The organism is Streptomyces sp. AA4, assembly GCF_000158875.1.
Taxonomy (GTDB): Bacteria; Actinomycetota; Actinomycetes; order Mycobacteriales; family Pseudonocardiaceae; genus Amycolatopsis.
The window spans coordinates 5,265,192-5,291,321 of sequence record NZ_GG657746.1 but is presented as its reverse complement, the minus strand read 5'-3'; the positions used below and the strand labels follow the sequence as shown (position 1 = coordinate 5,291,321).

Sequence of the window (26,130 nt, the reverse complement as noted above, 5' to 3'; positions counted from 1 at the left end):
GCGGGGTGGTACCGCGTGACGCGCGAGCGTCTCGTCCCCGTGTGGGCGGCCGCCGGTCGCCCGTACGAGCGACGAATGCGAGGAGCACCCGGATGTACCCCCAGGCTTCGCCGGGCGGAGAGACCACGGTCCCGTCCCAGCCGTCGTTCCCCGCGCTGGAGGAGAGCGTCCTCGCGTACTGGGAGAGCGACCGGACTTTCCAGGCGACGATCGACGCCCGGCCCGCGGGCACGAACGGCGACAACGAGTACGTCTTCTACGACGGCCCGCCCTTCGCGAACGGCCTCCCGCACTACGGGCACCTGCTCACCGGGTACGTCAAGGACATCGTCCCGCGCTACCAGACGATGAAGGGCAAGCACGTCGAACGGCGGTTCGGCTGGGACACCCACGGCCTGCCCGCCGAACTCGAGGCGATGCGGCAGCTCGGGATCACCGAGACGACCGAGATCGAAGAGATGGGCATCGCGAAGTTCAACGAGGCTTCGCGGCAGTCCGTGCTGCGCTACACGGACGAATGGCGCGAGTACGTGACCCGCCAGGCCCGCTGGGTCGACTTCGACAACGACTACAAAACGCTCGACGTCACCTACATGGAATCGGTGCTCTGGGCGTTCAAACGGTTGTGGGACAAGGGACTCGTCTACGAGGGCTACCGCGTCCTGCCCTACTGCTGGCGCGACGCGACCCCGCTGTCCAACCACGAGCTGGGCATGGACGCCGACGTCTACCGCAACCGGCAGGACCCGGCCGTCACGGTCGGATTCCGCCTGGAGGGCAACGACAACGAGCTCGACGGCACTTATCTGCTGATCTGGACCACGACGCCGTGGACGCTGCCGTCCAACCTCGCCACCGCGGTGCACCCCGAGGTGCAGTACGTCGTGGTGGAAAGCGACGGCAAGCGGTACCTGCTCGCCGAGGAGCGCGTGGCCGCGTACGCCCGCGAGCTGGGCGAGGAACCGGCCGTCGTCGCGCGCTACACCGGCGAGCAGCTGCTCGGAACCCGTTACGCGCCGCCGTTTCCGTACTTCGTGGGCACGGAGAACGCGCACCGCGTCCTGTCCGCAGACTACGTCACCACCGACGACGGCACCGGCGTCGTGCACATCGCGCCCGCCTACGGCGCCGAGGACAAGGTGGTGACCGACGCGGCCGGGATCGCCCCGGTGACGCCGGTGGACGACCACGGCAAGTTCGACGCCACCGTGCCGGACTACGCCGGGCAGCAGGTGTTCGACGCGAACCCGAACATCGTCAAGGACCTCAAGAACGGCACCGGCGGCGCGGCGCGCCAGGGCGCGGTGCTGCTGCGGCACGAGACCTACGACCACTCGTACCCGCACTGCTGGCGCTGCCGGAACCCGCTGATCTACCGCGCGGTGTCGTCGTGGTTCGTCGCGGTGACGCAGTTCAAGGACCGGATGGTCGAGCTGAACCAGCAGATCACCTGGTACCCGGAGAACGTCAAGGACGGCCAGTTCGGCAAGTGGCTGGAGAACGCCATCGACTGGTCGATCTCCCGCAACCGCTACTTCGGCACGCCGATCCCGGTGTGGCGAAGCGACGACCCGGCCTACCCGCGCATCGACGTCTACGGCTCGCTGGACGAGCTGGAGGCCGACTTCGGCGTGCGGCTGGACAACCTGCACCGGCCCTACATCGACGAGCTGACCCGGCCGAACCCGGACGACCCGACCGGCAAGTCCACCATGCGGCGCGTGCCGGACGTGCTCGACGTGTGGTTCGACTCCGGGTCGATGCCGTACGCCCAGGTGCACTACCCGTTCGAGAACCGCGAATGGTTCGAGCACCACTACCCGAGCGACTTCATCGTCGAGTACATCGGGCAGACCCGCGGCTGGTTCTACCTGCTGCACGTGCTCGCGACCGCGCTGTTCGACCGGCCGGCGTTCCGCACCTGCGTGTCGCACGGCATCGTGCTCGGCTCCGACGGCCAGAAGATGTCGAAGTCGCTGCGGAACTACCCGGACGTCAACGAGGTCTTCGAGCGCGACGGGTCCGACGCCATGCGGTGGTACCTCATGGCGAGCCCGATCCTGCGCGGCGGCAACCTCGTGGTGACCGACCGGGGGATCCGCGACGCGGTGCGCCAGGCCGTGCTGCCGCTGTGGAACTCGTATTATTTCCTTGCCCTGTACGCGAATGCCGAGGGCAAGCAGGGGCAGTGGCGCACGGATTCGCCGCACCTGCTCGACCGGTACGTGCTGGCGAAAACGCACGAACTGGTGACCGACGTCGAGGCCGCGATGGACGGCTACGACATCGCGGGCGCGTGCCAGACCGTGCGGGACTTCCTCGAGGTGCTCACGAACTGGTACGTCCGCCGGTCGCGCGACCGGTTCTGGGCGGGCGAGCAGGACGCGATCGACACGCTGCACACGGTGCTGGAGGTGACCTGCCGGGTCGTCGCGCCGCTGCTGCCGCTCACCACCGAAACGGTGTGGCGCGGGCTGACCGGCGGCCGTTCGGTGCACCTGGCCGACTGGCCGAACGCGCTCGACCTGCCCGCCGACGCGGCGCTGGTGACCGCGATGGACAAGGTGCGCCAGGTGGCGTCGTCGGCGCTGGCGCTGCGCAAGGCGAACAAGCTGCGGGTGCGGCTGCCGCTGGCGAAGCTCGTCGTCGCGGCCGAGGACGTCGAACCGCTGCGCGGGTTCACCGAGATCCTGCGGGACGAGGTGAACGTGAAGTCGGTGGAGCTGACCGCCGACGTCGCCGCGCACGGCACGTTCGAGGTCGCGGTGAACGCGCGGGCGGCCGGGCCGCGGCTGGGCAAGGCCGTGCAGCAGGTGATCAAGGCGGTCAAGGCGGGCGACTGGACGACGAACGCGTCCGGCGCGGTCGTGGCGGCGGGCGTCGAACTCGTCGAGGGCGAGTACGACCGGCGCCTGGTCGCCTCCGGCGGCGGCGCGGCGGCCGAACTGCCCGGCGGGGCCGGCCTGGTCGTGCTGGACACCGAGGTCACCGAGGACCTGGCGAACGAGGGCCTGGCGCGCGACCTGGTCCGCGTGGTCCAGCAGGCCCGCCGCGAGGCCGGTCTCGACGTCGGCGACCGGATCTCGCTGACCGTGGACGCCGCCGACGAGGTGACGGCCGCGGTGCGCAAGCACGAGGAGTTCGTGGCGTCCGAAACGCTCGCGACGTCGGTGTCCTACGGCGAGGTGGCCGAGGGCTTCGACGGCACGGTCGGCGAGGGAGTGAAGGTCCGGGTCGCGGTCGCGAAGGCGTAAAGCACCGCCATTTTTGGCACCTGAAGGTCCGTGAAGGGCTCCTTGAGGGAATCTGATTCCCTCAAGGAGCCCTTCACGGACGTCGGCATCGCGTGCCGGGCCGTCGCGGCAGGGACGCGGGCGCGTGAAGTCGTCCCCCGGGGGGCGCGGGGAAAGCCACGCGGCTCAGCCGGTGCCGCCGGACGGGCGGCCCTCGGCTCCTGCGCCCGCGGAAGCGTCTGCTAGGGATTTCCCATGACTTCAGAAGCCGCGGCCGCCGAAGGGCTGGCCGCCGGATTGCGCCAGCGGCACCTCGCCATGCTCGCGATGGGCGGCGTGATCGGTTCGGGGCTGTTCGTCAGCTCCGGCGTCGGGATCAAGCTCGCCGGGCCCGGGATCGTGCTGTCGTTCGTGCTCGCGGGCACGCTCGCGATGCTGGTCATGCGCATGATGGCGGAAATGGCCGCCGCGATCCCGTCCAGCGGGTCGTTCTCGGTGCACGCCGAGCGCGCGTTCGGGCCGTGGGCCGGGTTCGCGATCGGCTGGCTGTACTGGGCCGCGCTGGTCGTCGTGCTCGCCGTCGAGGCCACCGCGGCCGCGATCATCGTCAACAGCTGGCTGCCCGGCATTCCGCAGTGGGCGCTGGTCCTGCTCTTCATGGCCGTGCTGACCGCGGTCAACTTCACGGCGGTGTCCCGTTTCGGCGAGCTGGAGTTCTGGCTCGCGCTGATCAAGGTCGTGGCGGTCGTCGCCTTCCTGGTCCTCGGCGTGCTCGCGTTTCTCGGCGTGCTGCCGGGAACATCCTTTGCCGGCACGGCGAATCTGCTCGGCCACGGCGGCTTGCTGCCCAACGGATGGCAGGGCGTCGGCACCGGCCTGCTCGCGGTGGTCTTCACCTTCGGCGGCCTGGAAGTGGTGACCATCGCGGCCGCGGAGTCCGACGATCCCGCGCACGCCGTCGGCAAGGCCGTCCGCAACGCGGTCGTCCGGATTTCGGTGTTCTACATCGGTTCCATGCTGGTCATCGTCTCGCTGCTGCCGTGGACTGAGGTCCGAACAGGACAGAGCCCGTTCGCGGCCGTGCTCGAACGGATCGGGATCCCGGCGACCGGCCAGATCATGAACGTGGTCGTGCTGTTCGCCTTGCTGTCCACGTTGAACACCAACATGTACGGCGCGGCTCGCATGGTTTATTCGCTGGCCCGGCGCGGGCACGCTCCCCGCGCACTGACCAAAGTGGACCGAAACGGCGTGCCGGTCTTCGCGGTCGCGGCTTCGGTGCTCTTCGGGTTCGTCGCCGTGGCGCTGAACGCGCTCTGGCCGGACACCGTCTTCCAGTACCTGCTCAACGCGGTCGGCTCGGTGCTGCTGATCGTGTGGATCCTGGTCGCCTGCACGCAGCTGCGGGTGCGCAAGCAGCTGGAACGCACCGCGCCGGAGAGCCTGACCGTGCGGATGTGGGGCTTCCCGTACCTGACCTGGCTGACGCTCGCCGCGATGTTCGCGATCCTCGTGGTGATGACCGGCGACCCGGACGCCCGGGTCCAGCTGATCAGCTCGGGCGTCCTCGTCGCGGTGCTGGTCGTGGCCGGGATCTGCTGGCAGCGCACCCGCCGCGAAGCCGATCAATCTGTATAACGGCCTATACGGCGCGGCGTTGATCACGAATCTGTCGCATTCCCCGAGGTAACGCCCGGTTCCGTCCAGCGATGGGCAAGCTGTGCCAGGGACGCGGGCGGACCGCGTGGGGCGAGGGGGAGGCGACGGTGAGTCCTGCCGGGAAGAAGGGCGTGCTGATCGGGGGCGCGCTGGCCGTGGTCGCGATCGTCGTGGCGGCGGTCGTGCTGCTCAACGGAGGGGGATCGACGGCGGCCTCGCCAGGGACGGAGACGGTTTCGGCGGCCGCGGAGCCCAGCGACCCGGCGTCGGCGGCCCGGGCGTACCTGCTCGCCTTCGCCGGGAAGGACTCCGACGCCGCCAGCAAGGCCACCGACGCTCCGGCGGACGCCTCGTCCGCGCTGCAGGACGCGTGGTCGTCGCTCCAGCCCAAGGAGTTGACCGCCAAGCTCGGCGACGTCGGCGCGGCACAGGGCGACAAGGCCACTGCGGCCTACACGATCACCTGGAACCTCGGCCCCAGCCGCGTCTGGACGTACTCCGGCAGCCTCGGTCTCGTCCAGGCGCAGGGCAAGTGGCGCGTCCACTGGGCCCCGGCGGTGCTGCACCCCAAGCTGGAAGCGGGGCAGCGGCTGGCGATCGCCTCCTCGGACGTCCCGGCGGTGGTCGACCGCGACGGCAAGCCGCTCGTGGTCTCCGGCAGCGGCGGGCTGAAACCGGCTGACGACAAGGTGTTTCCGCTGCTCCGTTCGGCGCTCACCGGGCACGGCCAAGCGTCGCAAGCGTTCGCGGTCGAGCGTGTGGACGCGACGGGCAAGAGCCTGGAGACGCTGTTCGGAAACCCCGAAGGCGACCATAAACCGGCCGCTACCGGGCTCAGCGTCGCGACCCAGAACGCCGCGCAGGCGGCAGTCGACGGGTACCGCGGCAAGGCGGTCCTCGTCGCCATCCAGCCGTCCACCGGGGACTTGCTCGCGGTGGCGCAGAACGCCAACGTGACCAACGCGGCGTCGGCGTTCAGCGGCCAGTACGCGCCGGGGTCGACGTTCAAGATCGTCACCGCGACCGCGGCGCTGGAAGCCGGGCTCGTCACGCCGGATTCCACGGTGCCGTGCCCGCTGACCGACCGGATCGGCACCCGCACGCTGTCCAACGAGGGTTTCGACCTCGGCACGACCACCGTGCACCAGGCGTTCGCGAAGTCGTGCAACACCACGTTCGGCCGGCTCGCGTCGCAATTGCCCCCGGACGGGCTCGCGAAGGCGGCCACGCAGTTCGGCCTCAACGCCGACTTCGCGATCGAGGGCCTGTCCACCGAGATGGGCCGCGTCGACCCGGCGGCGAGCCCCGACGAGCAGGTCGAGGACGGCATCGGCCAGGGCAAGGTGCAGGTCAGCCCGATGGGGGCGGCGGTGATGGCGGCGACCGCGGCGTCCGGGCGCGCGGTCGTGCCGCGGCTGTGGGAGGACGGCACCAAGGTCAACACCGGCTACCACCCGCCGTCGGGCGCGGTGCTGTCGGCGTTGCGCGGGATGATGCGCGAGGTCGTCACCGGCGGCACGGCGACCGGCCTGGCACGCTCCGGCTCGGTGTTCGGCAAGACCGGCACCGCGCAGTTCGGCTCCGGCGCGGAAGCGCACGGCTGGTTCGTCGGCTACCGCGGCGACCTGGCGTTCGCGGTGTTCCTGGAAGGGGCCAACGACTCCAAACCGGCCGTGTCACTGGGCGCGAAGTTCCTCGACGCGCTGTAGCGCTCGTTTCGGCCGCGGCCGAAGTGTCCCCGCTCTACCGTAGGGACATGGAAACCGTCGCACTGGCCGAAGTCGCCGCCGTGCTCGCCGATCCGAGCCGCGCGACCATGTGCCTCGCCCTGCTGGACGGCCGTGCCTGGACGGTCGGCGAACTGGCCGCCGCGGCGCGGATCGCGGTCTCGACGGCCAGCGAACACGTCACGCGGCTGGCCGACGCCGGGTTCGTCGCCCGGGTGAAGCAGGGGCGGCACGCGTACGTGCGGCTCGCGAACCCGCGGGTCGCGGAGTTGATCGAGCATCTGGCGCAGCACGCCGAACTGAAACGGCCGTCCGGGCTGCGGACTTCGTTGCGGGTGCAGCGGTTGTCGTTCGCGCGCAGTTGTTACGACCATCTGGCCGGGACGCTCGGGGTCGCTTTGCGGGACGGGATGGTCGAACGGGGCCTGATCGACGTGTCGGACGGGCTCGCACTCACCGACGCCGGACGCGACGTGCTGGCCGGTCTCGGCGTGGCGGTGCCGGATCGGCCGCGGCGGCCGTTGCTGCGCGACTGTCTGGATTGGACAGAGCGGCGCGAGCATCTCGCCGGGGCGGTCCCGGCGGCGGTGCTGGAGCGGGCCGTCGAAGCGGGATGGCTGACGCGGGACCAGCAGCGCGCGATCCGGGTCCTGCCGGGCGCGCGGGGTCCGTTCGCCGCGCTCGGTGTCGATCTCGCGACGGTGAGTGCCGCCGAGGCTTCGTAACACACCTGCGCGGTCCCCCCGCACCGGTGGTGCGCGCTCGGGAACCGGACACTGCCTCACTATTCTGGACGCCTGCGGGCGACCGGGAGGGAGGCGGAGCGGTGGACGAGCTTCCCATGGTGCTGGGCGTCGGAGCGCTGGTTCTGGTCGTCTCGGTCGTCGCCGTGCGGGTGTCCATCCGGCTCGGATTCCCGTCGCTGCTGCTGTATCTCGGGATCGGCGTCGTGCTCGGCGAGGCCGGATTCGGCATCCGCTTCGACAATCCGGCGCTCACCCAGTCCCTCGGGCTCGCCGCGCTCGTCCTGATCCTCACCGAGGGCGGGCTCACCACGCGCTGGTCCGCGGTGAAACCCTCGCTGGGGCCCGGAATCCTGCTGTCCACAGTGGCCGTGGTGATCAGCATCGCGGTCACCGGCGCGGCCTTGCACTGGCTGCTCGGCCTCGACTGGCGGCTGGCCCTGCTGTGGGGCGCGGTTCTGGCGTCCACCGACGCCGCGGCGGTGTTCTCCGTGCTGCGCACGGCCGGGGTCGGCAAACGGCTCGTCGGCTCGCTGGAACTGGAATCCGGCATCAACGACGCGCCCGCCTACATCGCGGTCGTCGTGCTCGCGTCCGGAGAGGCGATCGACTGGTCGCTGCCGCTGCTGGTGGTCTACGAACTGCTCACCGGCCTCGCGCTCGGGCTCGCGTTCGGCTGGCTGGGCGCGCAGGCATTGCGCCGGGCCGCGCTCCCGGCGACCGGCCTGTACCCGCTCGCGACGGTCGCGGTGTGCGTGCTCGCGTACTCCTCGGGACAGCTGGCGCACGCGTCCGGGCTGCTCGCCACCTACGTCGCCGGCCTGGTGCTGGGCAACTCCAAGCTGCCGCACCGCTCGGACACCCTGTCGTTCGCCGAAGGGCTCGGCTGGCTCGCGCAGATCGGGCTGTTCGTGCTGCTCGGCCTCTTCGCGTCGCCGACCCGGCTGCTCGAAACGCTCATCCCGGGCCTGGTCGCGGGCGCGGTGGTGCTGCTGCTCGCGCGGCCGCTCTCGGTCGTCCTGTCGCTGCTGCCGTTCCGGTTGCCGTGGCGGGAAGTGACGTTCCTGTCCTGGGCCGGGCTGCGCGGCGCGGTGCCGATCGTGCTCGCGATGATCCCGCTGTCCGAAGGCGTGCCGGGCGCGCAACGGCTCGTGGACGCGGTTTTCGTGCTCGTCATCGTGCTCACCCTGCTGCAGGGCGCGACGCTCAGCCCGCTCGCGCGGATCCTCGGGCTGGCGAAGGCGACGCAAGCGCACGAGATCGAGGTCGACTCCGCCCCGCTCGACGAACTCGGCGCGGAACTGCTGCAGGTGCGCATCCAGAAGGGGTCGAAACTGCACGGCGTGTACCTGTCGGAGCTGCGGCTGCCCGCCGGCGCGACGGTCAGCCTCGTGGTGCGCGGCGGGACGGGCTTCACCCCGCAGAAAACGAGCCGCTTGCAGGTCGAGGACCAGCTTCTGGTGGTCACGACCGCCGCCGACCGCGACGCGACCGAACGGCGCATCCGGGCCGTGGACCGCGCCGGCCGCCTCGCGCGCTGGCACGGGGAATCCGGGGCCTGATTCTTCCGTCCTTTGTGGACTGTATCTGTGACTGCCGTCTCAGATCACGAGACGGGGCTGGTTTCGCCCGCGGGTGGTCCGCTATCTTCGGTTCCAGGTCATGAGTGCCAGCGCGAAGCCCCGGCTTGCTGGCCGGCAACCCTCCTACCGCGGTGGGGTGCCCCGGGTGAGGACCAGGCCGGTCGCGCAGTGCGGCGGGCAAGCGCGGGCCCCTCGCCGGGGGTCCCCCGGAACGCCGAGGAGGCGCCGTCATGACTCTCGCACTCGACCGGTCCACGGAAACTGTTTCTGCTGTTCCCGCTGTCGCTGGTGCCGCGTTGCGGGTCCCGCTGGTCACCGGCGGCGACATCGGCTACGCGAACCTCGACCACGCGGCCAGCGCGCCCTGTCTGGACGCGGTGCGCACGGCGGTCGACGAGTTCCTTCCCTGGTACGCCAGCGTGCATCGCGGCGCGGGCTTCGCTTCGCAGGTCTCGACGCGGCTGTACGAGCGGACCCGGGACGTGCTGCGCCGGTTCGTGGACGCCCGCAGCGGCGACTCGGTGATCTTCACCCGCAACACCACTGACGCGTTCAACCTGCTGGCGAAAGCGTTGCCGCGCAAGACTTCTGTGGTCGTGTTCGACAGCGAGCACCACGCCGCGCTGCTGCCGTGGCGGGGTCCGAACGTCCGGCGCGTGCAGCTGCCGCGAACCCGGCTCGCCGCGGTGTCCGTTGTGGACGAAGCCCTCGCGGAATGCCCGCAGGGGCCCCGGCTGGTGGTGGTCGCCGGAGCGTCCAACGTGACCGGCGAGCTGCTGCCGGTCGCGGAAATCGCCGCGGTGGCCCGGAAACACGGTGCCCGGGTCGCGCTCGACGCCGCTCAGCTCGCGCCGCATCGGCGAATTTCGTTGCGGGAGCTGGATGTCGACTACGTCGCGCTGTCCGGGCACAAGCTGTACGCGCCGTTTGGGGCGGGAGCGCTGATCGGCCGCAGCGACTGGCTGCGGGCCGCTGAGCCGTACCTGGCTGGTGGCGGCGCGACGAAACTGGTGACCGAGGAAGCCGTCGTGTGGAACAGCGGTGAGGAACGACACGAGGCCGGTTCGCCGAATACCGTTGGCGTGTATGCGCTTGGAGTGGCTTGCGAACAGCTGGCGGCGCATTGGGACGCGGTTGGTGCGCATGAGGCCGCGCTGCTGGAGCGGCTGCGCAAGGGCCTCGAGAGCCTGCCCGGATTCGCCGAGCTGCGGTTCTTCGACGCGCCGGTGGACCGGGTCGGCACGGTGAGTTTCGTAGTCGACGGATTCGAACCCGGCTGGCTGGCGGCGGTGCTGTCGGCGGAGTACGGAATCGGCGTGCGGGACGGCGCGTTCTGCGCCCACGTGGCCGCCCGGAGGCTGATCCGAGAAGCCGGAAGCGAAGGCCAGCAGGCGGTTCGGGTCAGCCTCGGTCTGGGGAGCACCGAGGAACACGTGGACCGGTTGGTGCTGGCCCTGCGCCAGATCGTGGCCCGCGGGGCCCGGTGGGAGTACGCGAAGGTGGACGGCCGGTGGGCGCCGGTGGGGGACACTCGGGAGCTGCCCGGTTTCTGCGCTTGACGGTGCAGTGTTTATCGCGCTCCCGCGTCGTGGTCGAGTTGGTTCTTGCAGGCTGCGCGGATCACCTCTTTGATTTGCTCTTCAGTGCGTCCCCAGCCTTGGCCCCACTCTTCGTCCAGCATCCAGGCTTGCGCCAGCGGCAGCTCGATGACCCTGTCGGAGTAATCGGTGCGGACGATGATCGTGTGCAGGTCGTCCAGCAGGCCGCGTTCGGTGAGGTGGCCGTTGAGGAGCATTCGGGCCAGGTGAGCGAACGCTTCTTCGGCTGCCTCGGTCGCGGTGGGAATGGGCGCGCGGCAGTCGGCTAGAGCGGCCCGTTCGACGTCGTGGATTTCTCGCGGTTCCGTGCGGGACAGGCCCGCCAGATGGCGCAGATGCTCGCCGTCCTCGCCGTCGGCGAGCCAGTGGGCTGCCCAGAGCGGGAGACAGTCGGTGGGGGAGAGGTCCAGGGCGATCCGCGCGGCCGCCACGGCGGGGGTGGGGATCTCGGCGGGCATGGCAGCGATGATGGCGGAAGCAGCGAGCGCCGGGCGACCGGATTAGGGCCGGGGACTGCCGCTGTGACCTGCTCGGTCGAGGTTGTGGACAATAGGGGGGTGAGCACCGATCCTTCGCCGTCCGAATCCGAGGTCGAGCCGTCTGCCGAACCGCCTGAGCAGGAGGCTGCCGGGGGAGACGCGCCGCTGCCCAAGCGGCGGGTCTGGGCGGTGTTCGCGGTCGCCGCGCTGCTGTGGGCGATCGACCTGATCACGAAGAACCTCGTCGTCGCGAACCTCGAGGGCAAGGAGCCCAAGCCGATCCTCGGCGGGCTGATCTACCTGCAGGTCACGCGCAACCCGGGCGCCGCGTTCTCGATGGCGACCGGCATGACGTGGGTGCTCGCGCTGGTCGCGATCGGCGTCGTGATCGCGATCGTGTGGATCTCGCGCAGGCTGCGCTCGGTCGGCTGGGCGATCGGCCTCGGGCTGGTCCTCGCCGGCGCGCTCGGCAACCTGACCGACCGGTTCTTCCGCGAGCCCGGACCGCTGCGCGGGCACGTCGTGGACTTCATCTCCGCGTTCGTGCCCAACGGGCAGGGTTTCGCGATCTTCAACATCGCCGATTCCGCGATCTGCGTCGGCGGCGCGCTGATCGTGCTGCTGTCCCTGCTCGGCAAGGACTACGACGGCACCTCCACCCGCGGCAAGAAGAAGGACTCCGAGTGAGCGCGCGCATGCTGCCCGTCCCCGACGGGCTCGACGGAATGCGCGTCGACGCCGGACTCGCCAAACTGCTCGGCCTGTCCCGCACCGCGGTCGCGGACCTCGCCGCGGCGGGCGACGTCCTCCTCGACGGCCGCCCGGCGGGCAAATCGGACCGTCTCGCCGCCGGCGGGCTGCTCGAGGTGACGTTGCCGGAACCGGAACGTCCGGCGGAAATCGTCGCGGAGCCGGTCGACGGCATGAAGATCCTGCACGATGACGACGACATCGTGGTGATTTCGAAACCGGTCGGCGTCGCCGTGCACCCCAGCCCCGGCTGGACCGGCCCGACGGTCGTCGGCGGCCTCGCCGCGGCCGGGCTGCGCATCTCGACCTCCGGAGCGGCCGAACGACAGGGCGTCGTGCACCGCCTCGACGCGGGCACCACCGGGGTGATGGTGGTGGCGAAGAGCGAGCACGCGTACACCGTGCTGAAGCGGGCGTTCAAGGAACGGACCGTCGACAAGGGCTACCACGCTGTGGTGCAAGGCCACCCCGACCCGACGCGCGGCACCATCGACGCCCCGATCGACCGCCACCCGCGGCACGACTACAAATTCGCGGTCGTCGCGGGCGGGCGGCCGAGCGTCACGCACTACGAGGTAGTCGAGGCGTTCCGGGCGGCGTCGCTGGCGCACGTGAAGCTGGAAACCGGGCGGACCCACCAGATCCGCGTGCACTTCTCCGCGCTGCGCCACCCGTGCGCGGGCGACCTGACCTACGGAGCGGACCCGGTGCTGGCGCGGAAGCTCGGCCTGACGCGGCAGTGGCTGCACGCGCGGACGCTCGGCTTCGCCCACCCCGCGGACGGCCGGTGGGTGGAGTTCGAGGCGGAGTATCCGGACGATCTGGCGAGTGCGCTGGAGATCTTGCGGGACGGGAACTAGTCCGGCGGTTGCGAGACGCGGAACCAAGGGCTCGTGAGTGCCTGTGCCGGTTCTAACCGGCTGCCATGTTTCAGGACTTCGTGAACAGATGTGTTTCAGGACTTTGTGGGCAGTTTTTGGTTGGCGAGGCGTTGGTAGCGTACTGATCGGTCCAGGGTGAGCTGGCGGGCGATCGTGTCGTTGATCATGACGGTGACGCGGTCGCCTTGCCAGTAGACGCTGGCGGTGTGTCCGGCCCATCGGCGTCCCAGGACGATGGAGCATCCGGAGAACGCGATGACGCCGGTGGCCGAGACGGGCCGGGTGGCGAGGCCGCTGGGCCGGCGCGGCCCGGTGGCGGGGACGGCTTTGGGCCGGGCGTCGTAGCGCTGCCGGGGCGTGTCGCCGTTGAGGCTTTGGTGGCGGCGGTGGTTGTAGATCGTCCGGTATTCGTCGAGCAGTTCCTGCAGCTGGGCGAGTGTGCCGGCGGCCGGTCGGGCGGCGAGCCATTTCTGCAGGGTCTGATGGCTGCGTTCGTTCTTGCCGCAGGTTTGCGGGTGGTGCGGGGCGGCGGCGATCGCGGTGATCCCGAGGGCGGCGAGGCGGCGTTCGAGTTCGACCATGCGGCCGCGGTGTTTGCCCGAGAAGGCGAGCCCGTTGTCCGACAGCAGCGCCACGGGCAGGCCGTGTCCGGCGAAGGCGTGTTGCAGGGCGGCCCAGGTGGCGGCGGTGGTCTCGCCGGTCGCCGCGTAGGCGCCGACGTCGAGGCGGGAGTGGTCGTCGAGGATCTGGATGATGCAGACCTTCGTCCCGTCGGCCAGGTGGTGCTCCATGCCGTCGATCTGCCAGCAGCCGTTGGGGTCGGCGTATTCGAACCGGCGCCGCGTCCGGGGTTTCTTGCGCGGCTGCGGGACGATCTGCCCGTGGGCGCGCAGGATCCGGTAGACCGCCGACTGCGACGGCACCGCAGCGGCGCCCTGGGCTTCCAGCCGCCAGCGGATCGAGATCGGCCCGTTGTCGAGCCCTTCGTCGGCGAGTTCCTTGCGGGCACGCAGCACCGCCTCCGCCACCTCCGTCCCGAGCGCGGTCGGGCGGCGGTGCGGGGCGGTGCTGCGGCGGGTGAACCCGTCGGCGCCCTCGGCCCGGAACCGGTTCAGGTACTTGTGGAACACCGTCCGGGACACACCGTGCTCGCGGCAGAACCGCGCGATGTTGACGTCTTCGCCCGCGGCGGCGCCAGCGACCGCGGCGACGAACTCAGGATCCATCGAAAACCCTGCTCTGCCCATCGCCGCATGATCACCACAGCAGCCGTGGCGACCAGACCGACAGGCCGGTCAGTGTCCACGATGTCCTGAAACATCACCTGTTCACGATGTCCTGAACTCAGACAGCCGGTTAGAACCGGCGCAGGCACTCACGAGCCGGCTAGCCGACGGACCAGGTCAGGGTGCGCTCGTCCGGCTCGGGCCGCGGGCTCCAGCGCACCGCCACCACCCGGGTCGCGGTCGGGAGGACGTACACGGTGTGCCCGCCGAGCGTCTCGCCCGGCTGCACGCCGATCTTGTGCGGCGGCCGGGACGTCAGCGAAACCGGGGCCTTCGCGATCGTCTCGCCGCTGTCGGTGACGAGTTCCAGGTAATTGTCGGGCAGCGACGCGAACGGGATCGGGCCGCGATTGGTGATCTCGGTGTGCACGACGACCGCGCGTTCGCCGTCCTCGAGCCGGTAACCGGCCGCGCCGAAGAGGAAGTCGGCAGGATCCTGGACTTCCAGCAGCTGCACCGAAAGCTGTTCCCCTTCGAGCCCCTGCGACTGCATCGTCTCGCCGATCCGCCCCTGTTTCGCGGGCGCGGCGGCGGGCCGGGGTTCGTCGCCGCGGGCCCACGACGCGGTCTGCGGGACGCCCCAGGTGCTGACCACCGGATCCGGTGCCGGGTACGGCCCGGAAGGTCCATTGTGGACATTCGTCCCGGCGGGCGGCATCCCGGTCTGCGCGGGGGAGTACGCGCCGGACACTCCGCCGGGAATCCCGTTCGGGCCAGGGGGATACGCGCCCGAAATCCCGGCCGGTCCGGGTGCGTAGGCACCGGACACTCCCGGTGCGTACGGACCCGGAATTCCGTTCTGCCCCGGCGGATAGGCGCCCGAAGTCCCCGGGCCGGGCCTGCCGTGCTGCCCCGGACCCGCGGGGAGGCCGGTTTGGCCGGGCGGGTACGCGCCGGACGTCCCGGGTCCGGGCATCCCGTGCTGCCCCGGCGGGTGCGGTCCGGAGTGCCCCGGCATCCCGGCCGAGTCGGGAATCCCGGACTGTCCCGGCGAATGCGGACCGGACGAGCCCGGCATCCCGGGAGCCTGCGCGCCCCGCGCCGGAACTCCCGTCGAAGCGGGGCCGTTCGGCACCGGACCGGAGGGCATCGGCGCGGAGGCCGGACCCGGCGGCATCCCGCCCGGATTCGGCCCGGCCGCCGGGAACGGCGCCGACCCAGGCCCTCCCGGATACCCGCCCCCTGGCGGACGCTGCCACGACGCCGGAGCCCCGGAGATCGCCGCGCGAAGACCGTTCGGGTCGCTCTCGACCCCGACCAGCAGCGGCAGCCCGCTCCCGGACAACGCGACCAGCCGGTACGCGACCTCCCGCGGATCCATCCCGACCTTCGCCGCCAGCTCGTGCACAGCCCCCTTGCCCAGCTCGGCGAGCGCGGCGAGCAGGCGGATGTCGGCGGGATCGGTCACGGCCACTCCGGCAACGCTACCGCCTCGCCCGCCCGGCCCGGCCGCGCCACCGCGCCCGGCGTGCCCCGCGCCACCGCACCGGCGGGCGAAAGGCGAGCGGGACCACGGTGGAATGGCTTGGCATGCGGGCAGGCGGACGCACGACCTGGGCCGCGTCGTGTGCGCCGAGCCGCTCCACTAGGCAAAAGGCGCCCTGCAGGTTGGGCTTGGCCGGTGTGCGCGGGTGCACGGCCTGGGCAGCGCCCGTGCGCGCGGCTGTCGGCGAAAACCCCGGCCACTCCGCGCGCGGCAAGCGCCCGGCCAGCGAGGGAATCGCCGCGGCAGCCCCGGCGCCCATCCGCCGAGAAACCCGCCCGAACCACCGCCCGCGCCCCCGAGTTCCACCCCGCGGCACCCCGGGTACGCCTGCCGAGGGACCGACCACCCCGGACACGGGCGTCCCGGCCCCCGTCTCGATTAGGGTCGGCTTCAGCACTTCTCCGCCTACCCTGGGGGTCCACGCCGATGACCGTCGTTTCCGAACTCGCCGACGAGCTCGTCGAGGTGTCGTTCGACCACGAACCGCTCGACGCCGCCATTCTCGGCATCCGGCCGGGCGCGCCGGGGCTCGGCGATCCGTCGGCCGAGGCGGAGGCGGCGTTCCGCGAGAAGCTCGCCGGGATCCGGGAGCGGGCCGAGGCGATCGACCCGGCCGGGCTCGACGCGGTCGACCGCGTCACCCGCGACGTCCTGCTCAGCTCCGTCGACGGGAATCTCGACCGGATGGACAGCCGGGTCGTCGACTTCACCGTCACCGACCTGTTCGTCGGCCCCGCTTCCGGGCTCCTGTCCGCGCTGCCGATGGTCACCGTCACCGCCGAAACCGCGGACGTGCATCTCGGCAGGCTCCGCGCCATCCCCGAGTACCTCCGGGCCGTCGCGCAACGGCACCGCGACGGCATCGCCGCCGGGCTGCTGCCGATCGAACGCCTGGTCAAGGCCGCCATCGCGCACCTCGACCGCTACCTCGCCGAGCCCGAGAACGACCCGCTGCTGCGCCAGCCGGCCCCGGACGACGAGTTCGCCGCCCGCCGCGAGGAGATCCTCCGCGACGTCGCCCGGCCGGGCTTCCGCGAGTACCGCGACTTCCTCGAGGCCGAGGTCCTCCCGCACGGCCGCCCGGACGACAAGGCGGGCGTCTCGTGGCTCCCCGGCGGCGATGAGATCTACGCCCGGCTCGCCCGCGCCCACACCACCAGCAACCGCACCCCGCAGGAGCTGCACGACACCGGCCTCGCGGTGATCGCCGGCCAGGTCGAGCAGTACCGGGCCCTCGGCGAGCGCGTGTTCGGCACGCGCGAGCTGCCGGAGATCTTCGAGCGCCTGCGCACCGACCCGAAGCTCCGCTGGACGAGCGCCGAAGACCTCCTCGAAACCGCCCGCACGGCCATCTCCCGCGCCGAGGCCGAGGCGCCGAACTGGTTCGGCAGCATCCCGGAGCACCCGTGGACCGTCGAGGCGGTGCCGGAGGACTCCGCGCCCGGAGCGCCCCCGGCGTACTACATGCCGCCCGCCGCGGACGGGTCCCGGCCGGGCGTCTACTTCGCGAACACCCACCAGGCCACCGAACGCTTCCGGCACACCGCCGAGGTCATCGCGTTCCACGAGGCGATCCCGGGCCACCACTTCCAGCTCAGCACCGCGCTCGACCTCTCCGACCTGCCGCTGCTGCGCCGCATCGGCAACTTCACCGCGTACGCCGAGGGCTGGGGTCTCTACACCGAACGGCTCGCCGACGAGATGGGCCTGTACTCCGACGACGTGTCGCTGCTCGGCATGCTGACGATGGAGTCGATGCGGGCCGGACGGCTGGTCGTCGACACCGGCCTGCACGCGCTGGGCTGGTCGCGGCAGCAGGCGGTGGACTACCTGCTGGAGCACACGCCGATGGCGCGGGTCGAAATCGAGTCCGAGGTCGACCGGTACCTCGGCTACCCGGGCCAGGCGCTCGCGTACCTGGTGGGGCGGCTGGAAATCGAGCGGCTGCGCAAGCAGGCCGAACAACGGCTCGGCAGCCGGTTCGACGTCAAGGCGTTCCACGACACGGTCCTCTCCGGCGGCTCCCTGCCGCTGTCGGTGCTGGACGCCGTGGTCACCGAGTGGGTGGCCGGCCACGGCGACACCGTCGCCGGGCTGGCCGACGAGCTGGTCGAGCTGGATTTCGAGCGCGAACCGCTGGAGCGCACCGTGCTCGGGCTCCCGGGCGACCACACGAAGCTCGCCGACCCGAGCCTCGCCGCCGCCGAACGCGACCGGGCCAGGTACCTCGCGATCGCCGAGCGCGCGGACGCGATCGACCAGTCCGGGCTGACCGCGGACGAGGTCATCACCCGCGAGGTGGTGCGCACGCACGCCCGCGGCGCGATCGACACGATCGACTCCCGGCTGTCCGGCTTCGCGGTGAGCGACGGCTTCAGCTCGCCCGCGCTGAACCTCCTGACCGTCCTTCCCGCGCTGGTCCCGGACGACGCGGACAAGGCCCGCGACTACCTCGCCCGCCTCGCGGCGATCGGCGGCTATCTGGACGCGGTCATCGAGGCGCAGCGGACGACCGTCGCGGACGGGTTCGCGCCGCCGGACTTCCTGGTGCGCATCGGGATCGAGTACGTCGAGCGGTACCTCGCGAACGAGGACGGCGACCCGTTCCGCGTCACGCCGGCGGTCGAGGTCGAGGGCTTCGCGGCGGAGCGCGACCGGCTGCTCGCCGAGGTCGTGCGCCCCGCGTACCGGCGCTATCGCGACTTCCTCGCCGAGGACGTGCTGCCGGTTTCGAAGACCGACAGCCAGCCGGGCATCAGCCACCTGCCGGGCGGCCTGGAGAAGTACCAGGGCCTGATCCGCGCGCACACCACCACCGACCGCACCGCGCGGGAACTGCACGAAACCGGTCTGCGGATGGGCGAAAAGCTGGCCGAGGAATACCGCGAACTGGGCTCCCGCGTGTTCGGCACCGGCGAGCTGCGGGAGATCTTCGACCGCCTCCGCACCGACCCGGAGCTGCGCTGGCGCGACGGCGAGGAGCTGCTGGAAGCCGCTCGCACGGCCATCGCCCGCGCGGAAACCGTTGCCCCGCAATGGTTCTCGCGAGTTCCGGACGCGAAGTGCGCGGTCGAACCGGTTCCGGAGGCGGACGCGGCGAGCGGCACCATCGCCTACTACCTGCAGGCGGCGTTCGACGGTTCGCGGCCGGGCACGTACTACGCGAACACCTACGAGGCCAGTTCGCGGCCGCGCTTCACCAGCGAGGGGATCGCGTTCCACGAAGCCGTTCCCGGCCACCACTTCCAGCTCACGTTCGCGCAGGAACTCGCCGATCTGCCGCTGCTGCGCCGGATCGCGCCGTTCAACGCCTACATCGAGGGCTGGGGCCTGTACGCGGAGCGCCTCGCCGACGAGATGGGCCTGTACTCCGACGACATCGCCCGCTTCGGCATGCTCGCCCAGGACTCCATGCGGGCCGGCCGGCTCGTGGTCGACACCGGGCTGCACGCGCTGGGCTGGACCCGGCAGCAGGCGGTCGACTACCTGGTCGAGAACACGCCGATGGCGAAGATGGAGATCGAGGCGGAGATCGACCGGTACGTCGCGAATCCGGGCCAGGCGCTGAGCTACCTGGTGGGGCGGCTGGAAATCCAGCGCGTCCGCGCCGAGGCCGAGCAGGCGCTGGGCGACCGGTTCGACATCCGCGCGTTCCACGACGTCATCCTGGGCAACGGAATTCTCCCGCTGTCCGCATTGGACACCGTCGTCGGCGCGTGGATCGCCGAGGTGTCCGCGTGACCTGGCTCGATCTTCCGCCGGACACCCTCTTCGGCCTCGACAACCTGCCCTACGGCGTCTTCTCGCACGGCGAGCGGACCCGGCGGGCCGGGGTCGCGGTCGGAGACCAGGTGCTCGACCTGACCGCGGCGGCCGAGGGGGAGTCCTTCGGCCGCCTGCTCGGCGCGGGCGTGCTGAACCCGCTGCTCGCCGCCGGCCCGGACACCTGGGCCGACGTGCGGGCGCGGGTCCGCGAATGGCTCGCCGAACCGCGCCACGCCGACCGGATCCGGCCGCATCTGGTGCCCCGCACCGAAATCACGAGCCATCTGCCGGTGGAGGTAGCCGACTACGTCGACTTCTACTCCAGCGAGCAGCACGCGCTCAATGCCAGTCGGATCTTCACCGGCGGCGACGATCTGGTGCCGGCGAACTGGAAATACCTGCCGATCGGCTACCACGGCCGGGCGGGCACGGTCGTCGCGTCCGGCACGCCCGTGGTTCGTCCGGCGGGGCAGCGGAAACCGCGCAAGGCGAGCGAACCGTCGTTCGGCGCGGCCAAACGGCTCGACTTCGAGGCCGAGGTCGGTTTTGTCGTCGGCGTGGGATCGCAGCTGGGCGCCCCGGTGCCGATCGACGAGTTCCCCCGGCACGTCTTCGGCGTCTGCCTGGTCAACGACTGGTCCGCCCGCGACCTGCAGGGCTGGGAATCGCAGCCGCTCGGGCCGTTCCTCGGCAAATCGTTCGCCACGTCCGTGTCGCCGTGGCTGGTCCCGCTCGCCGCGCTGGAGCACGCCCGCGTGCCGCAGCCCGCGCAGGACCCGCAGCCGTTCGAGTACCTGCGCGCGGCCGAATCGTGGAGTCTCGACCTCACGCTGGAAATCCGGATCAACGGGCACCTCGTGTCCAGCCCGCCGTTCGCCACGCAGTACTGGACGGGCGCGCAGCAGCTAGCTCACCTCACGGTGAACGGCGCGAGCCTGCGCACCGGCGACCTGTACGCGTCCGGCACGGTCACCGGTCCGGCTAAGGACCAGCGCGGCTCGCTGCTGGAGCTGAGCTGGGGCGGCCGCGAACCGCTCGCGGTCGGGGAGGAGACTCGCGCGTTCCTGGAGGACGGCGACGAGGTCGTGATCAGCGCCTCCGCGCCTGGTCCGGGCGGTGCGCGGATCGGGTTCGGCGAGGTGCGCGGGACGGTGGCGGCCGCTGTGGTGTGACCCACGCCGTAGCGCCGTCACCCGGGCGGACGCATAATGAGCAAACGCTTAGTCACAGTCGACCGGCACGGGAATGAGGGATCGATGAGGATCGGCACCGGCGTCAGCTACTCGGGCGGGTTCGCCGAAAGCGTCGCCGACATCGTGGAGCTGGAACGGGTCGGGCTCGACATCGTGTTCGTCCCTGAGGCCTACAGCTTCGACGCGGTGAGCCAGCTCGGCTACCTCGCCGCGAAGACCGAGCGCGTCGGCCTGATGTCGGGCATCTTCCAGATCTACACCCGCACCCCGAGCCTCACCGCGATGACCGCGGCCGGCCTGGACTTCGTGTCCGACGGCCGGTTCACCCTCGGCCTGGGCGCGTCCGGCCCGCAGGTCATCGAGGGTTTCCACGGCGTGAAGTACGACGCGCCGATCGGCCGCACCCGCGAGATCATCGAGATCTGCCGCCAGGTGTGGAAGCGCGAGCGCGTCGTGCACGACGGCAAGCACTACACGATCCCGCTTCCCGCGGACCAGGGCACCGGGCTCGGCAAGCCGCTCAAGCTGATCAACCACCCGGTGCGCGAGCGGATCCCGGTCGTGCTCGCCGCGCTCGGGCCGAAGAACGTCGCGCTCGCCGCCGAGGTCGCCGAGGGGTGGCAGCCGATCTTCTTCCACCCGGAGAAGGCCGCCGACGTCTGGGGCGCTTCGCTGGCCGAGGGCAAGGCCAAGCGCGACCCGGAGCTGGGCGAGCTGGACGTGTTCGCCGCGCCGCCGCTGGCCATCGGCGACGACGTCGACCACCTGCTCGACTGGGTGCGCCCGGTGTTCGCGCTGTACATCGGCGGGATGGGCGCGCGCGGCAAGAACTTCTACAACACGCTCGCGTGCAACTACGGCTACGAGGCAGAGGCCAACAAGATCCAGGACCTCTACCTCGACGGCAAGAAGGAAGAAGCCGCCGCGGCGGTCCCGACGGAGCTGCTGCGCGCCACGTCGCTGGTCGGTCCGGCCGGGTACGTCAAGGAGCGGCTGGCCGCGTTCGAGGAGGCCGGGGCGACGACCCTGGCGGTCAACCCGCTGCAGCCCGGGCGCGAGGCCCGGGTTGCCGCCGTCGCCAAGCTGAAGGAGCTGCTCGGATAGGTCCGGTATGATGCGGGCCACCGGAGTGTGAAGAAACCGCACTCGGGGTCGATGCCGCCGTCGAAATGCCGTCAACTCTCCGCGCGGGGCGCGAATTCGGGAGTAAGAACGGGTTCAACGGGGAATCCGGGCGGGGCGAAAGCGAGGTAGGCCGGACTGTGCGCACAATCGATGGACCCGCTGCTGCGGTGCTGGACGTCGGATCGTTCAGCGCCCGGCTCGTCGTGCTCGAACCCGGCGGATCCCCGATCGACCCGGCGCTGACGCACCAGACCCGGCTGCGGCTCGACCGCGAACTCGACGACGACGGACGGCTCAGCAAGTGCGGCATCGCGGCCATCGCGAAGGCCGTCGCGAACGGGATGGAATTCGCCCGCGAACACGGTGTCAAGGACGTGTTTCCGCTGGCCACGTCGTCCATTCGGGACGCGGTGAACTCGAAGGAAGCGGTGCGCGAGGTCGCCCGGGAAACCGGGGTGGAGCTGCGCTTCCTGTCCGGTCGCCGGGAGGCGGAGCTGACCTACGTCGGCGCGCGCCGCTGGTACGGCGCGTCCGGCGGGCCGCTGCTGGCGCTCGACATCGGCGGCGGCACGGTCGAACTGTCCGCCGGAGCGGGCGAACAGGCCACTTTCGCCCGGTCGCTGCCGCTGGGCGCCCGGTCGGTCACGCGCGACTGGCTGCCCGCCGAACCGCCGGTGCGCAGCAAGCAAGTGCGTGCGCTGCGTGACCACGTGCTGGAGGAAGTCTCCGCCGCTTTGGGCGACGTGAAGGACGAACTGGCCGAACACCGGGTGGTCGGCTGTTCGAAGGTGCTGCGGCAGCTGGCCCGGCTGGCCGGAGACCGTCCGGGCCGGGCCCGCGAGCTGCACCTGGACGACGTGCGCGCGTGGATTCCGCGGCTGTCGGCGATGCCGTTCGCGCGGCGGGCGCAGCTGCCCGGGATTTCGCGGCAGCGGGCGCAGCAGGCGCTCGGCGGCGCGGTCGTCGCGGAGGCCCTGCTGACGGTCGCGGGCGGGAAGATGACGATCTGCCCGTGGTCGACCCGCGACGGGCTGCTGCTGACGCTGCTGGACCAGCTCACGGACGCGACCGGGAAGCAGCGCTCGCGTCCGGCCGCGTGAACTCCCTGGTGCCGGGGCGGTAAACCGGGTATCCCGGAACCATGACCCCGCGCAGCGACTTCCGCCCTCGTGACCGGTCCGAGGACGACGACGAGGAAACGCCGTTCCCCGCGCGCCGGAAACGCGAGCTGCCCGACCCGGACGAGCTGCCCGGCGAGGTGGCGAACGCGCCGGGGCCGGACCTGAGCCCCGCGCGGACGGACGAGGTGCCGCGGGTGCCGGGCACGGACGAAACGCCGTCGTGAGCGGCGATGCCGGTGTTCCCCGGCATCGCCGCTCCCGAATCAGGAATGGTCGAACTGCCGCACCTTCGACGCGTCGCGGCGCGCCGGCGCGCGGCCGATCGGCTGGACCGGCGCGGGTCCCGAGTCCAGCTTCGGGATCGGCAGCTCCACCGGCTCCTCGGTCACGGTGAACCGCTCGCCGTGGTGGATCAGGTCCAGCGGCGGCCCGTTGAGCACCCGGTAGGTCGCCGCGTCGTGCGCGATGGACACCTGGAACCGCGTTTCGCGGAAGGCGAGGCGGAAGGTGAGCCCGTCCAGTTCCTCCGGCAGCCGGGGGGCGAACGACAGCTGGCCGCCGTGGTCGCGGAAGCCGCCGAATCCGCACACGGCGGCCTGCCAGGCACCGGCCAGCGACGCCATGTGCAGGCCGTTGCGGACGTTGTTGTGCACGTCGTGCAGGTCGGTCAGCGCGGCTTCGGCGAGGTAGTCGTAGGCCAGCTGAAGATGTCCGACCTCGGCCGCGATGACGGCCTGCGTGCCCGCGGACAGCGAGGAATCGCGGACCGTCCGTGCTTCGTAGTAGGCGAAGTCGCGGGCTTTTTCCTCGGGGCTGAACGAATCGCCGCAGAGATGCAGGGCGAGCACGAGGTCCGCCTGCTTGACGACCTGCTTGCGGTACAGGTCGAAGTACGGGTAGTTCAGCAGCAGCGGGTAGAAATCCTCGTCGGTGGCGGCGAAATCCCACTCGTCGTGCTGCAGGAAGCCTTCCGACTGCGGGTGCACGCCGAGTTCCTGGTCGTACGGCAGCGCCATCGCTTCCGCCGCGGCCCGCCAGGAATCGATCTCGGGAGTGTCCACTTCGAACTGCGCGGCGATGTCCGGATGCCGCTGGCACACGTCGGCCGCGGCGAGCAAGTTCTTGCGCGCCATCAGGTTCGTGTAGACGTTGTTGTCCGCCACCGCGGAGTACTCGTCGGGTCCGGTGACGCCGTCGATGCGGAAGTGCCCGTGGTGGTCGTAATGTCCGAGAGAGGCCCACAGCCGCGCGGTTTCCAGCAGGAGTTCCGCGCCGCAGGTGCGCTCGAAATGCTCGTCCTGGGTGGCGTTCACGTAGCGCACGACGGCGTCGGCGATGTCCGCGCTGACGTGGAACGCCGCGGTGCCGGCCGGCCAGTACGCGGAGCATTCGGCTCCGTTGATCGACCGCCACGGGAAAGCCGCGCCGCGCAGGCCGAGCTGGGTCGCGCGTTCCTTGGCTTTGTCTATTGTGGAGTGCCGCCAGCCGAGTGCGTCGCGGGCGGCGTCCGGCATCGTGTAGGTCAGCACCGGCAGGACGAAGGTTTCCGTGTCCCAGAAGGCGTGCCCGTCGTAGCCGGGCCCGGTGAGGCCTTTCCCGGCGATGGCGCGGGTTTCGCCGCGGGCCCCGGCCTGCAGCAGGTGGAAGAGCGCGAACCGGACGGCCTGCTGGAGTTCCGGGTCGCCGTCGATTTCGATGTCCGAAGTGGCCCAGAAGTCGTCCAGGAACTGGCGTTGTTCGGCGGCCAGGCCCTTCCAGCCGGTCTGCCGGGCGCCCGCGAGCGCGGCCTCGACCTGCGCGCGCAGCGCCGGGGCGGACCGTTGCGCGGACCAGCCGTAGGCGAGGAATTTGGTGACCCGCAGCCGTCCGCCCTTGGGCACGTCGACCGCGGCGGTGAGCCGGGCGAGGTCTTCCTCGGCGTGGATGCGGGTGCGCAGGCCGTCGTCGACCTCGATTTTGTGGTCCATCGCGGCGGCGACGCGCAGCCCGGACATCCGGGTCTGGTGCACCAGCACGGCCTGGTAGCCCGCGGCGTGGCAGAACTCGCCGACCAGCGGCGCGTCGAGCGCGGCGGCGACGCGCGGGTCGTGCGTGTCGGACTCGACCGGTTCGTTGGCCAGCAGGTCGGACTGGACGACGAGCTGCAGGTCCTCGTCGAGCGGTTCGACCTCGTAGCGGATCGCGGCGACCGCGCGCTGGGTGAAGGACACCAGCCGTTCGGTGGTCACCCGCACCCGCCTGCCGGTGGGGGAGGACCATTCGGTGACGCGGCGCAGCGTGCCGCGGCGGAAGTCGAGCACGCGGTCGTGCGCGGTCGCGATGCCGTAGCGCATGTCCAGCGGCTCGTCCTCGACCAGCAGCCGGATGATCTTGCCGTCGGTCACGTTGACGACGGTCTGGCCTTCCTCCGGATAGCCGTAACCGCCTTCGGCGTAAGGGAGTTCGTGCTGCTCGTAGAAGCCGTTGAGGTACGTGCCGGGCAGCCCGCGCGGTTCGCCTTCCTCGAGGGTGCCGCGCAGTCCGATGTGGCCGTTCGACACCGCGAAGGCGGATTCGGTGCGCTGCAACGCATCCACGTCGAGGCCGCGCCAGCGCAGCTCCCACGGCGCGCATTCGTAACCGAGTTCCGTCACTTGTCCTCCAGCAGGTCGGCGAGGTCGTCCACCACGACGTCGGCGCCGTGCTCGCGCAGGGCGGCCGCCTGGTTTTCGCGGTTCACGCCCACGACGTACCCGAAACCGCCGGCTTTTCCTGCTTGGACGCCGGATTGTGCGTCTTCGAACACCGCGGCCTGTTTCGGGTCCACGCCGAGCGCCTTGGCTCCGGCGAGGAAGGAATCGGGCGCGGGCTTGCCTTTCAGGCGGTCGCGGCGGATGACCAGGCCGTCTACGCGGGCTTCCACGAAGCGGGACAGGTCGGCTGCGTCGAGCACCTTCGCGCCGTTCGCCGAGGAGGTGACTACGGCGATCCGCAGGCCCGCTTGCTTGGCGGCTTCGAGGTAGCGGACGGAGCCCGGGTAGGGGTTTACGCCGCGTTCGTCGATGATTTTGAGGACCAGTTCGTTTTTGCGGTTGCCGATGCCGTTGACGGTGGGTGCGTCGACCGGGTCGTCCGGGGTGCCTTCGGGGAGTTCGATTCCGCGGGAGCGCAGGAATTCCCGGACTCCGTCGGCTCGGGGGCGGCCGTCTACGTAGGCGGCGTAGTCGGAGTCGGTGAATTCCCGGAAGGCGGGGGTGTCGCGGGTGCGCAGGTATTCGTCGAACGTCCGTTTCCACGCCTCGCGGTGGAGCACGGCCGTCCCGGTCAGTACGCCGTCCAGGTCGAAGAGGCAGGCGGTGATGGTGTCGGGGAGTCCGATCATTCCTGCAAGGTACCGGGCGTGGGGGAGGTTTGCGGGGTGTTGGGCGGGGTCGGCTCGTCGCCCTGGCGGGCGACGTTGCTATTGGGTTGTTGCGTGGGGCACCCCGAATTTTCATTGTGCTGACGGTTCGGGGGTGCTTG

18 protein-coding genes and 1 riboswitch are annotated in these 26,130 nt (G+C 71.0%); of the genes, 13 read left to right on the top strand and 5 right to left on the bottom strand.

All coding sequences use genetic code 11. From position 1 onward, the window contains the following. Positions 1-92: 92 nt before the first annotated feature. The 6 genes from ileS to SSMG_RS24185 all read left to right on the top strand — a co-directional run bounded on the left by ileS (position 93) and on the right by SSMG_RS24185 (position 10,504). A complete protein-coding gene (gene ileS / locus SSMG_RS24210; protein ID WP_009080349.1) occupies positions 93-3,254 on the top strand; it encodes an isoleucine--tRNA ligase in 3,162 nt (1,053 codons plus the stop codon). Between the two features lie 234 nt (positions 3,255-3,488). Continuing rightward, entirely contained in the window at positions 3,489-4,871 is a 1,383-nt protein-coding gene (locus SSMG_RS24205; RefSeq protein ID WP_009080347.1) for an amino acid permease, read from the top strand. A 71-nt stretch (positions 4,872-4,942) separates the two neighbouring features. Next, complete coding sequence (locus SSMG_RS24200; protein ID WP_009080345.1) at positions 4,943-6,601, top strand: penicillin-binding transpeptidase domain-containing protein; 1,659 nt, start codon at positions 4,943-4,945, stop codon at positions 6,599-6,601. A 47-nt stretch (positions 6,602-6,648) separates the two neighbouring features. Next, a complete protein-coding gene (locus tag SSMG_RS24195; protein WP_037714675.1) occupies positions 6,649-7,344 on the top strand; it encodes a helix-turn-helix transcriptional regulator in 696 nt (231 codons plus the stop codon). A 101-nt stretch (positions 7,345-7,445) separates the two neighbouring features. Then, positions 7,446-8,924 (top strand): potassium/proton antiporter, encoded by a 1,479-nt coding sequence (locus tag SSMG_RS24190; protein WP_009080341.1) that lies wholly within the window; start codon positions 7,446-7,448, stop codon positions 8,922-8,924. A 96-nt stretch (positions 8,925-9,020) separates the two neighbouring features. Continuing rightward, a riboswitch (SAM riboswitch) is annotated at positions 9,021-9,135 on the top strand. A gap of 40 nt (positions 9,136-9,175) precedes the next feature. Then, a complete protein-coding gene (locus SSMG_RS24185) occupies positions 9,176-10,504 on the top strand; it encodes an aminotransferase class V-fold PLP-dependent enzyme (protein WP_009080340.1) in 1,329 nt (442 codons plus the stop codon). 11 nt (positions 10,505-10,515) lie between these two features. Here SSMG_RS24185 and SSMG_RS24180 read toward each other — a convergent pair whose 3' ends face one another. Continuing rightward, complete coding sequence (locus SSMG_RS24180) at positions 10,516-11,001, bottom strand: hypothetical protein (RefSeq protein ID WP_009080339.1); 486 nt, start codon at positions 10,999-11,001, stop codon at positions 10,516-10,518. A 99-nt stretch (positions 11,002-11,100) separates the two neighbouring features. Between SSMG_RS24180 and lspA the strand changes: the two genes are divergently transcribed. Continuing rightward, positions 11,101-11,709: a signal peptidase II gene (lspA, locus tag SSMG_RS24175; RefSeq protein WP_009080338.1), complete on the top strand. Its 609-nt coding sequence runs from the start codon at positions 11,101-11,103 to the stop codon at positions 11,707-11,709. Between the two features lie 8 nt (positions 11,710-11,717). Further along, a complete protein-coding gene (locus tag SSMG_RS24170; protein WP_037717858.1) occupies positions 11,718-12,632 on the top strand; it encodes an RluA family pseudouridine synthase in 915 nt (304 codons plus the stop codon). Positions 12,633-12,727: 95 nt separating this feature from the next. On the opposite strand, the gene SSMG_RS24165 is transcribed toward SSMG_RS24170, so the two are convergent. Both SSMG_RS24165 and SSMG_RS24160 read right to left on the bottom strand, forming a co-directional pair. After that, the gene (locus tag SSMG_RS24165) at positions 12,728-13,879 is read right to left on the bottom strand and encodes an IS481 family transposase (RefSeq protein ID WP_037713211.1); all 1,152 of its coding nucleotides are present in this window, start codon (positions 13,877-13,879) and stop codon (positions 12,728-12,730) included. Positions 13,880-14,039: 160 nt separating this feature from the next. After that, positions 14,040-15,353 (bottom strand): hypothetical protein, encoded by a 1,314-nt coding sequence (locus tag SSMG_RS24160; RefSeq protein ID WP_037714674.1) that lies wholly within the window; start codon positions 15,351-15,353, stop codon positions 14,040-14,042. Positions 15,354-15,851: 498 nt separating this feature from the next. Here SSMG_RS24160 and SSMG_RS47145 point away from each other — a divergent pair, with 498 nt between their 5' ends. The 5 genes from SSMG_RS47145 to SSMG_RS24135 all read left to right on the top strand — a co-directional run bounded on the left by SSMG_RS47145 (position 15,852) and on the right by SSMG_RS24135 (position 22,853). After that, positions 15,852-19,166 carry a DUF885 family protein gene (locus tag SSMG_RS47145; RefSeq protein WP_009080331.1) on the top strand — a complete coding sequence of 1,105 codons (3,315 nt, stop codon included), beginning with the start codon at positions 15,852-15,854 and terminating at the stop codon, positions 19,164-19,166. Beyond that, the gene (fahA, locus tag SSMG_RS47140) at positions 19,163-20,362 is read left to right on the top strand and encodes a fumarylacetoacetase (protein WP_009080329.1); all 1,200 of its coding nucleotides are present in this window, start codon (positions 19,163-19,165) and stop codon (positions 20,360-20,362) included. The genes SSMG_RS47145 and fahA overlap by 4 nt, the downstream gene beginning before the upstream one ends. Positions 20,363-20,446: 84 nt before the next feature. Next, on the top strand, positions 20,447-21,487 hold the full coding sequence (locus SSMG_RS24145; protein ID WP_009080327.1) for an LLM class F420-dependent oxidoreductase: 1,041 nt from the start codon (positions 20,447-20,449) through the stop codon (positions 21,485-21,487). A gap of 158 nt (positions 21,488-21,645) precedes the next feature. Next, positions 21,646-22,608, top strand: coding sequence for a Ppx/GppA phosphatase family protein (locus SSMG_RS24140; RefSeq protein WP_009080325.1), 963 nt, complete (start codon positions 21,646-21,648; stop codon positions 22,606-22,608). Between the two features lie 41 nt (positions 22,609-22,649). Continuing rightward, a complete protein-coding gene (locus SSMG_RS24135; protein ID WP_009080323.1) occupies positions 22,650-22,853 on the top strand; it encodes a hypothetical protein in 204 nt (67 codons plus the stop codon). A 39-nt stretch (positions 22,854-22,892) separates the two neighbouring features. On the opposite strand, the gene SSMG_RS24130 is transcribed toward SSMG_RS24135, so the two are convergent. After that, positions 22,893-25,262 carry a glycoside hydrolase family 65 protein gene (locus tag SSMG_RS24130; protein ID WP_009080321.1) on the bottom strand — a complete coding sequence of 790 codons (2,370 nt, stop codon included), beginning with the start codon at positions 25,260-25,262 and terminating at the stop codon, positions 22,893-22,895. Further along, complete coding sequence (locus SSMG_RS24125; RefSeq protein ID WP_009080318.1) at positions 25,259-25,990, bottom strand: HAD family phosphatase; 732 nt, start codon at positions 25,988-25,990, stop codon at positions 25,259-25,261. Before SSMG_RS24125 ends, SSMG_RS24130 begins: the two co-directional genes overlap by 4 nt. Between the last annotated feature and the right edge of the window lie 140 nt (positions 25,991-26,130).

What these genes read in the sequence shown, in the direction of transcription:
- ileS (WP_009080349.1), top strand. Translation starts at nt 93, where the DNA reads ATGTACCCCCAGGCTTCGCCGGGCGGAGAGACCACGGTCCCGTCCCAG.
- SSMG_RS24205 (WP_009080347.1), top strand. Translation starts at nt 3,489, where the DNA reads ATGACTTCAGAAGCCGCGGCCGCCGAAGGGCTGGCCGCCGGATTGCGC.
- SSMG_RS24200 (WP_009080345.1), top strand. Translation starts at nt 4,943, where the DNA reads ATGGGCAAGCTGTGCCAGGGACGCGGGCGGACCGCGTGGGGCGAGGGG.
- SSMG_RS24195 (WP_037714675.1), top strand. Translation starts at nt 6,649, where the DNA reads ATGGAAACCGTCGCACTGGCCGAAGTCGCCGCCGTGCTCGCCGATCCG.
- SSMG_RS24185 (WP_009080340.1), top strand. Translation starts at nt 9,176, where the DNA reads ATGACTCTCGCACTCGACCGGTCCACGGAAACTGTTTCTGCTGTTCCC.
- SSMG_RS24180 (WP_009080339.1), bottom strand. Translation starts at nt 11,001, where the DNA reads ATGCCCGCCGAGATCCCCACCCCCGCCGTGGCGGCCGCGCGGATCGCC.
- SSMG_RS24170 (WP_037717858.1), top strand. Translation starts at nt 11,718, where the DNA reads ATGCTGCCCGTCCCCGACGGGCTCGACGGAATGCGCGTCGACGCCGGA.
- SSMG_RS24165 (WP_037713211.1), bottom strand. Translation starts at nt 13,879, where the DNA reads ATGGATCCTGAGTTCGTCGCCGCGGTCGCTGGCGCCGCCGCGGGCGAA.
- SSMG_RS47145 (WP_009080331.1), top strand. Translation starts at nt 15,852, where the DNA reads ATGACCGTCGTTTCCGAACTCGCCGACGAGCTCGTCGAGGTGTCGTTC.
- SSMG_RS24145 (WP_009080327.1), top strand. Translation starts at nt 20,447, where the DNA reads ATGAGGATCGGCACCGGCGTCAGCTACTCGGGCGGGTTCGCCGAAAGC.
- SSMG_RS24135 (WP_009080323.1), top strand. Translation starts at nt 22,650, where the DNA reads ATGACCCCGCGCAGCGACTTCCGCCCTCGTGACCGGTCCGAGGACGAC.
- SSMG_RS24125 (WP_009080318.1), bottom strand. Translation starts at nt 25,990, where the DNA reads ATGATCGGACTCCCCGACACCATCACCGCCTGCCTCTTCGACCTGGAC.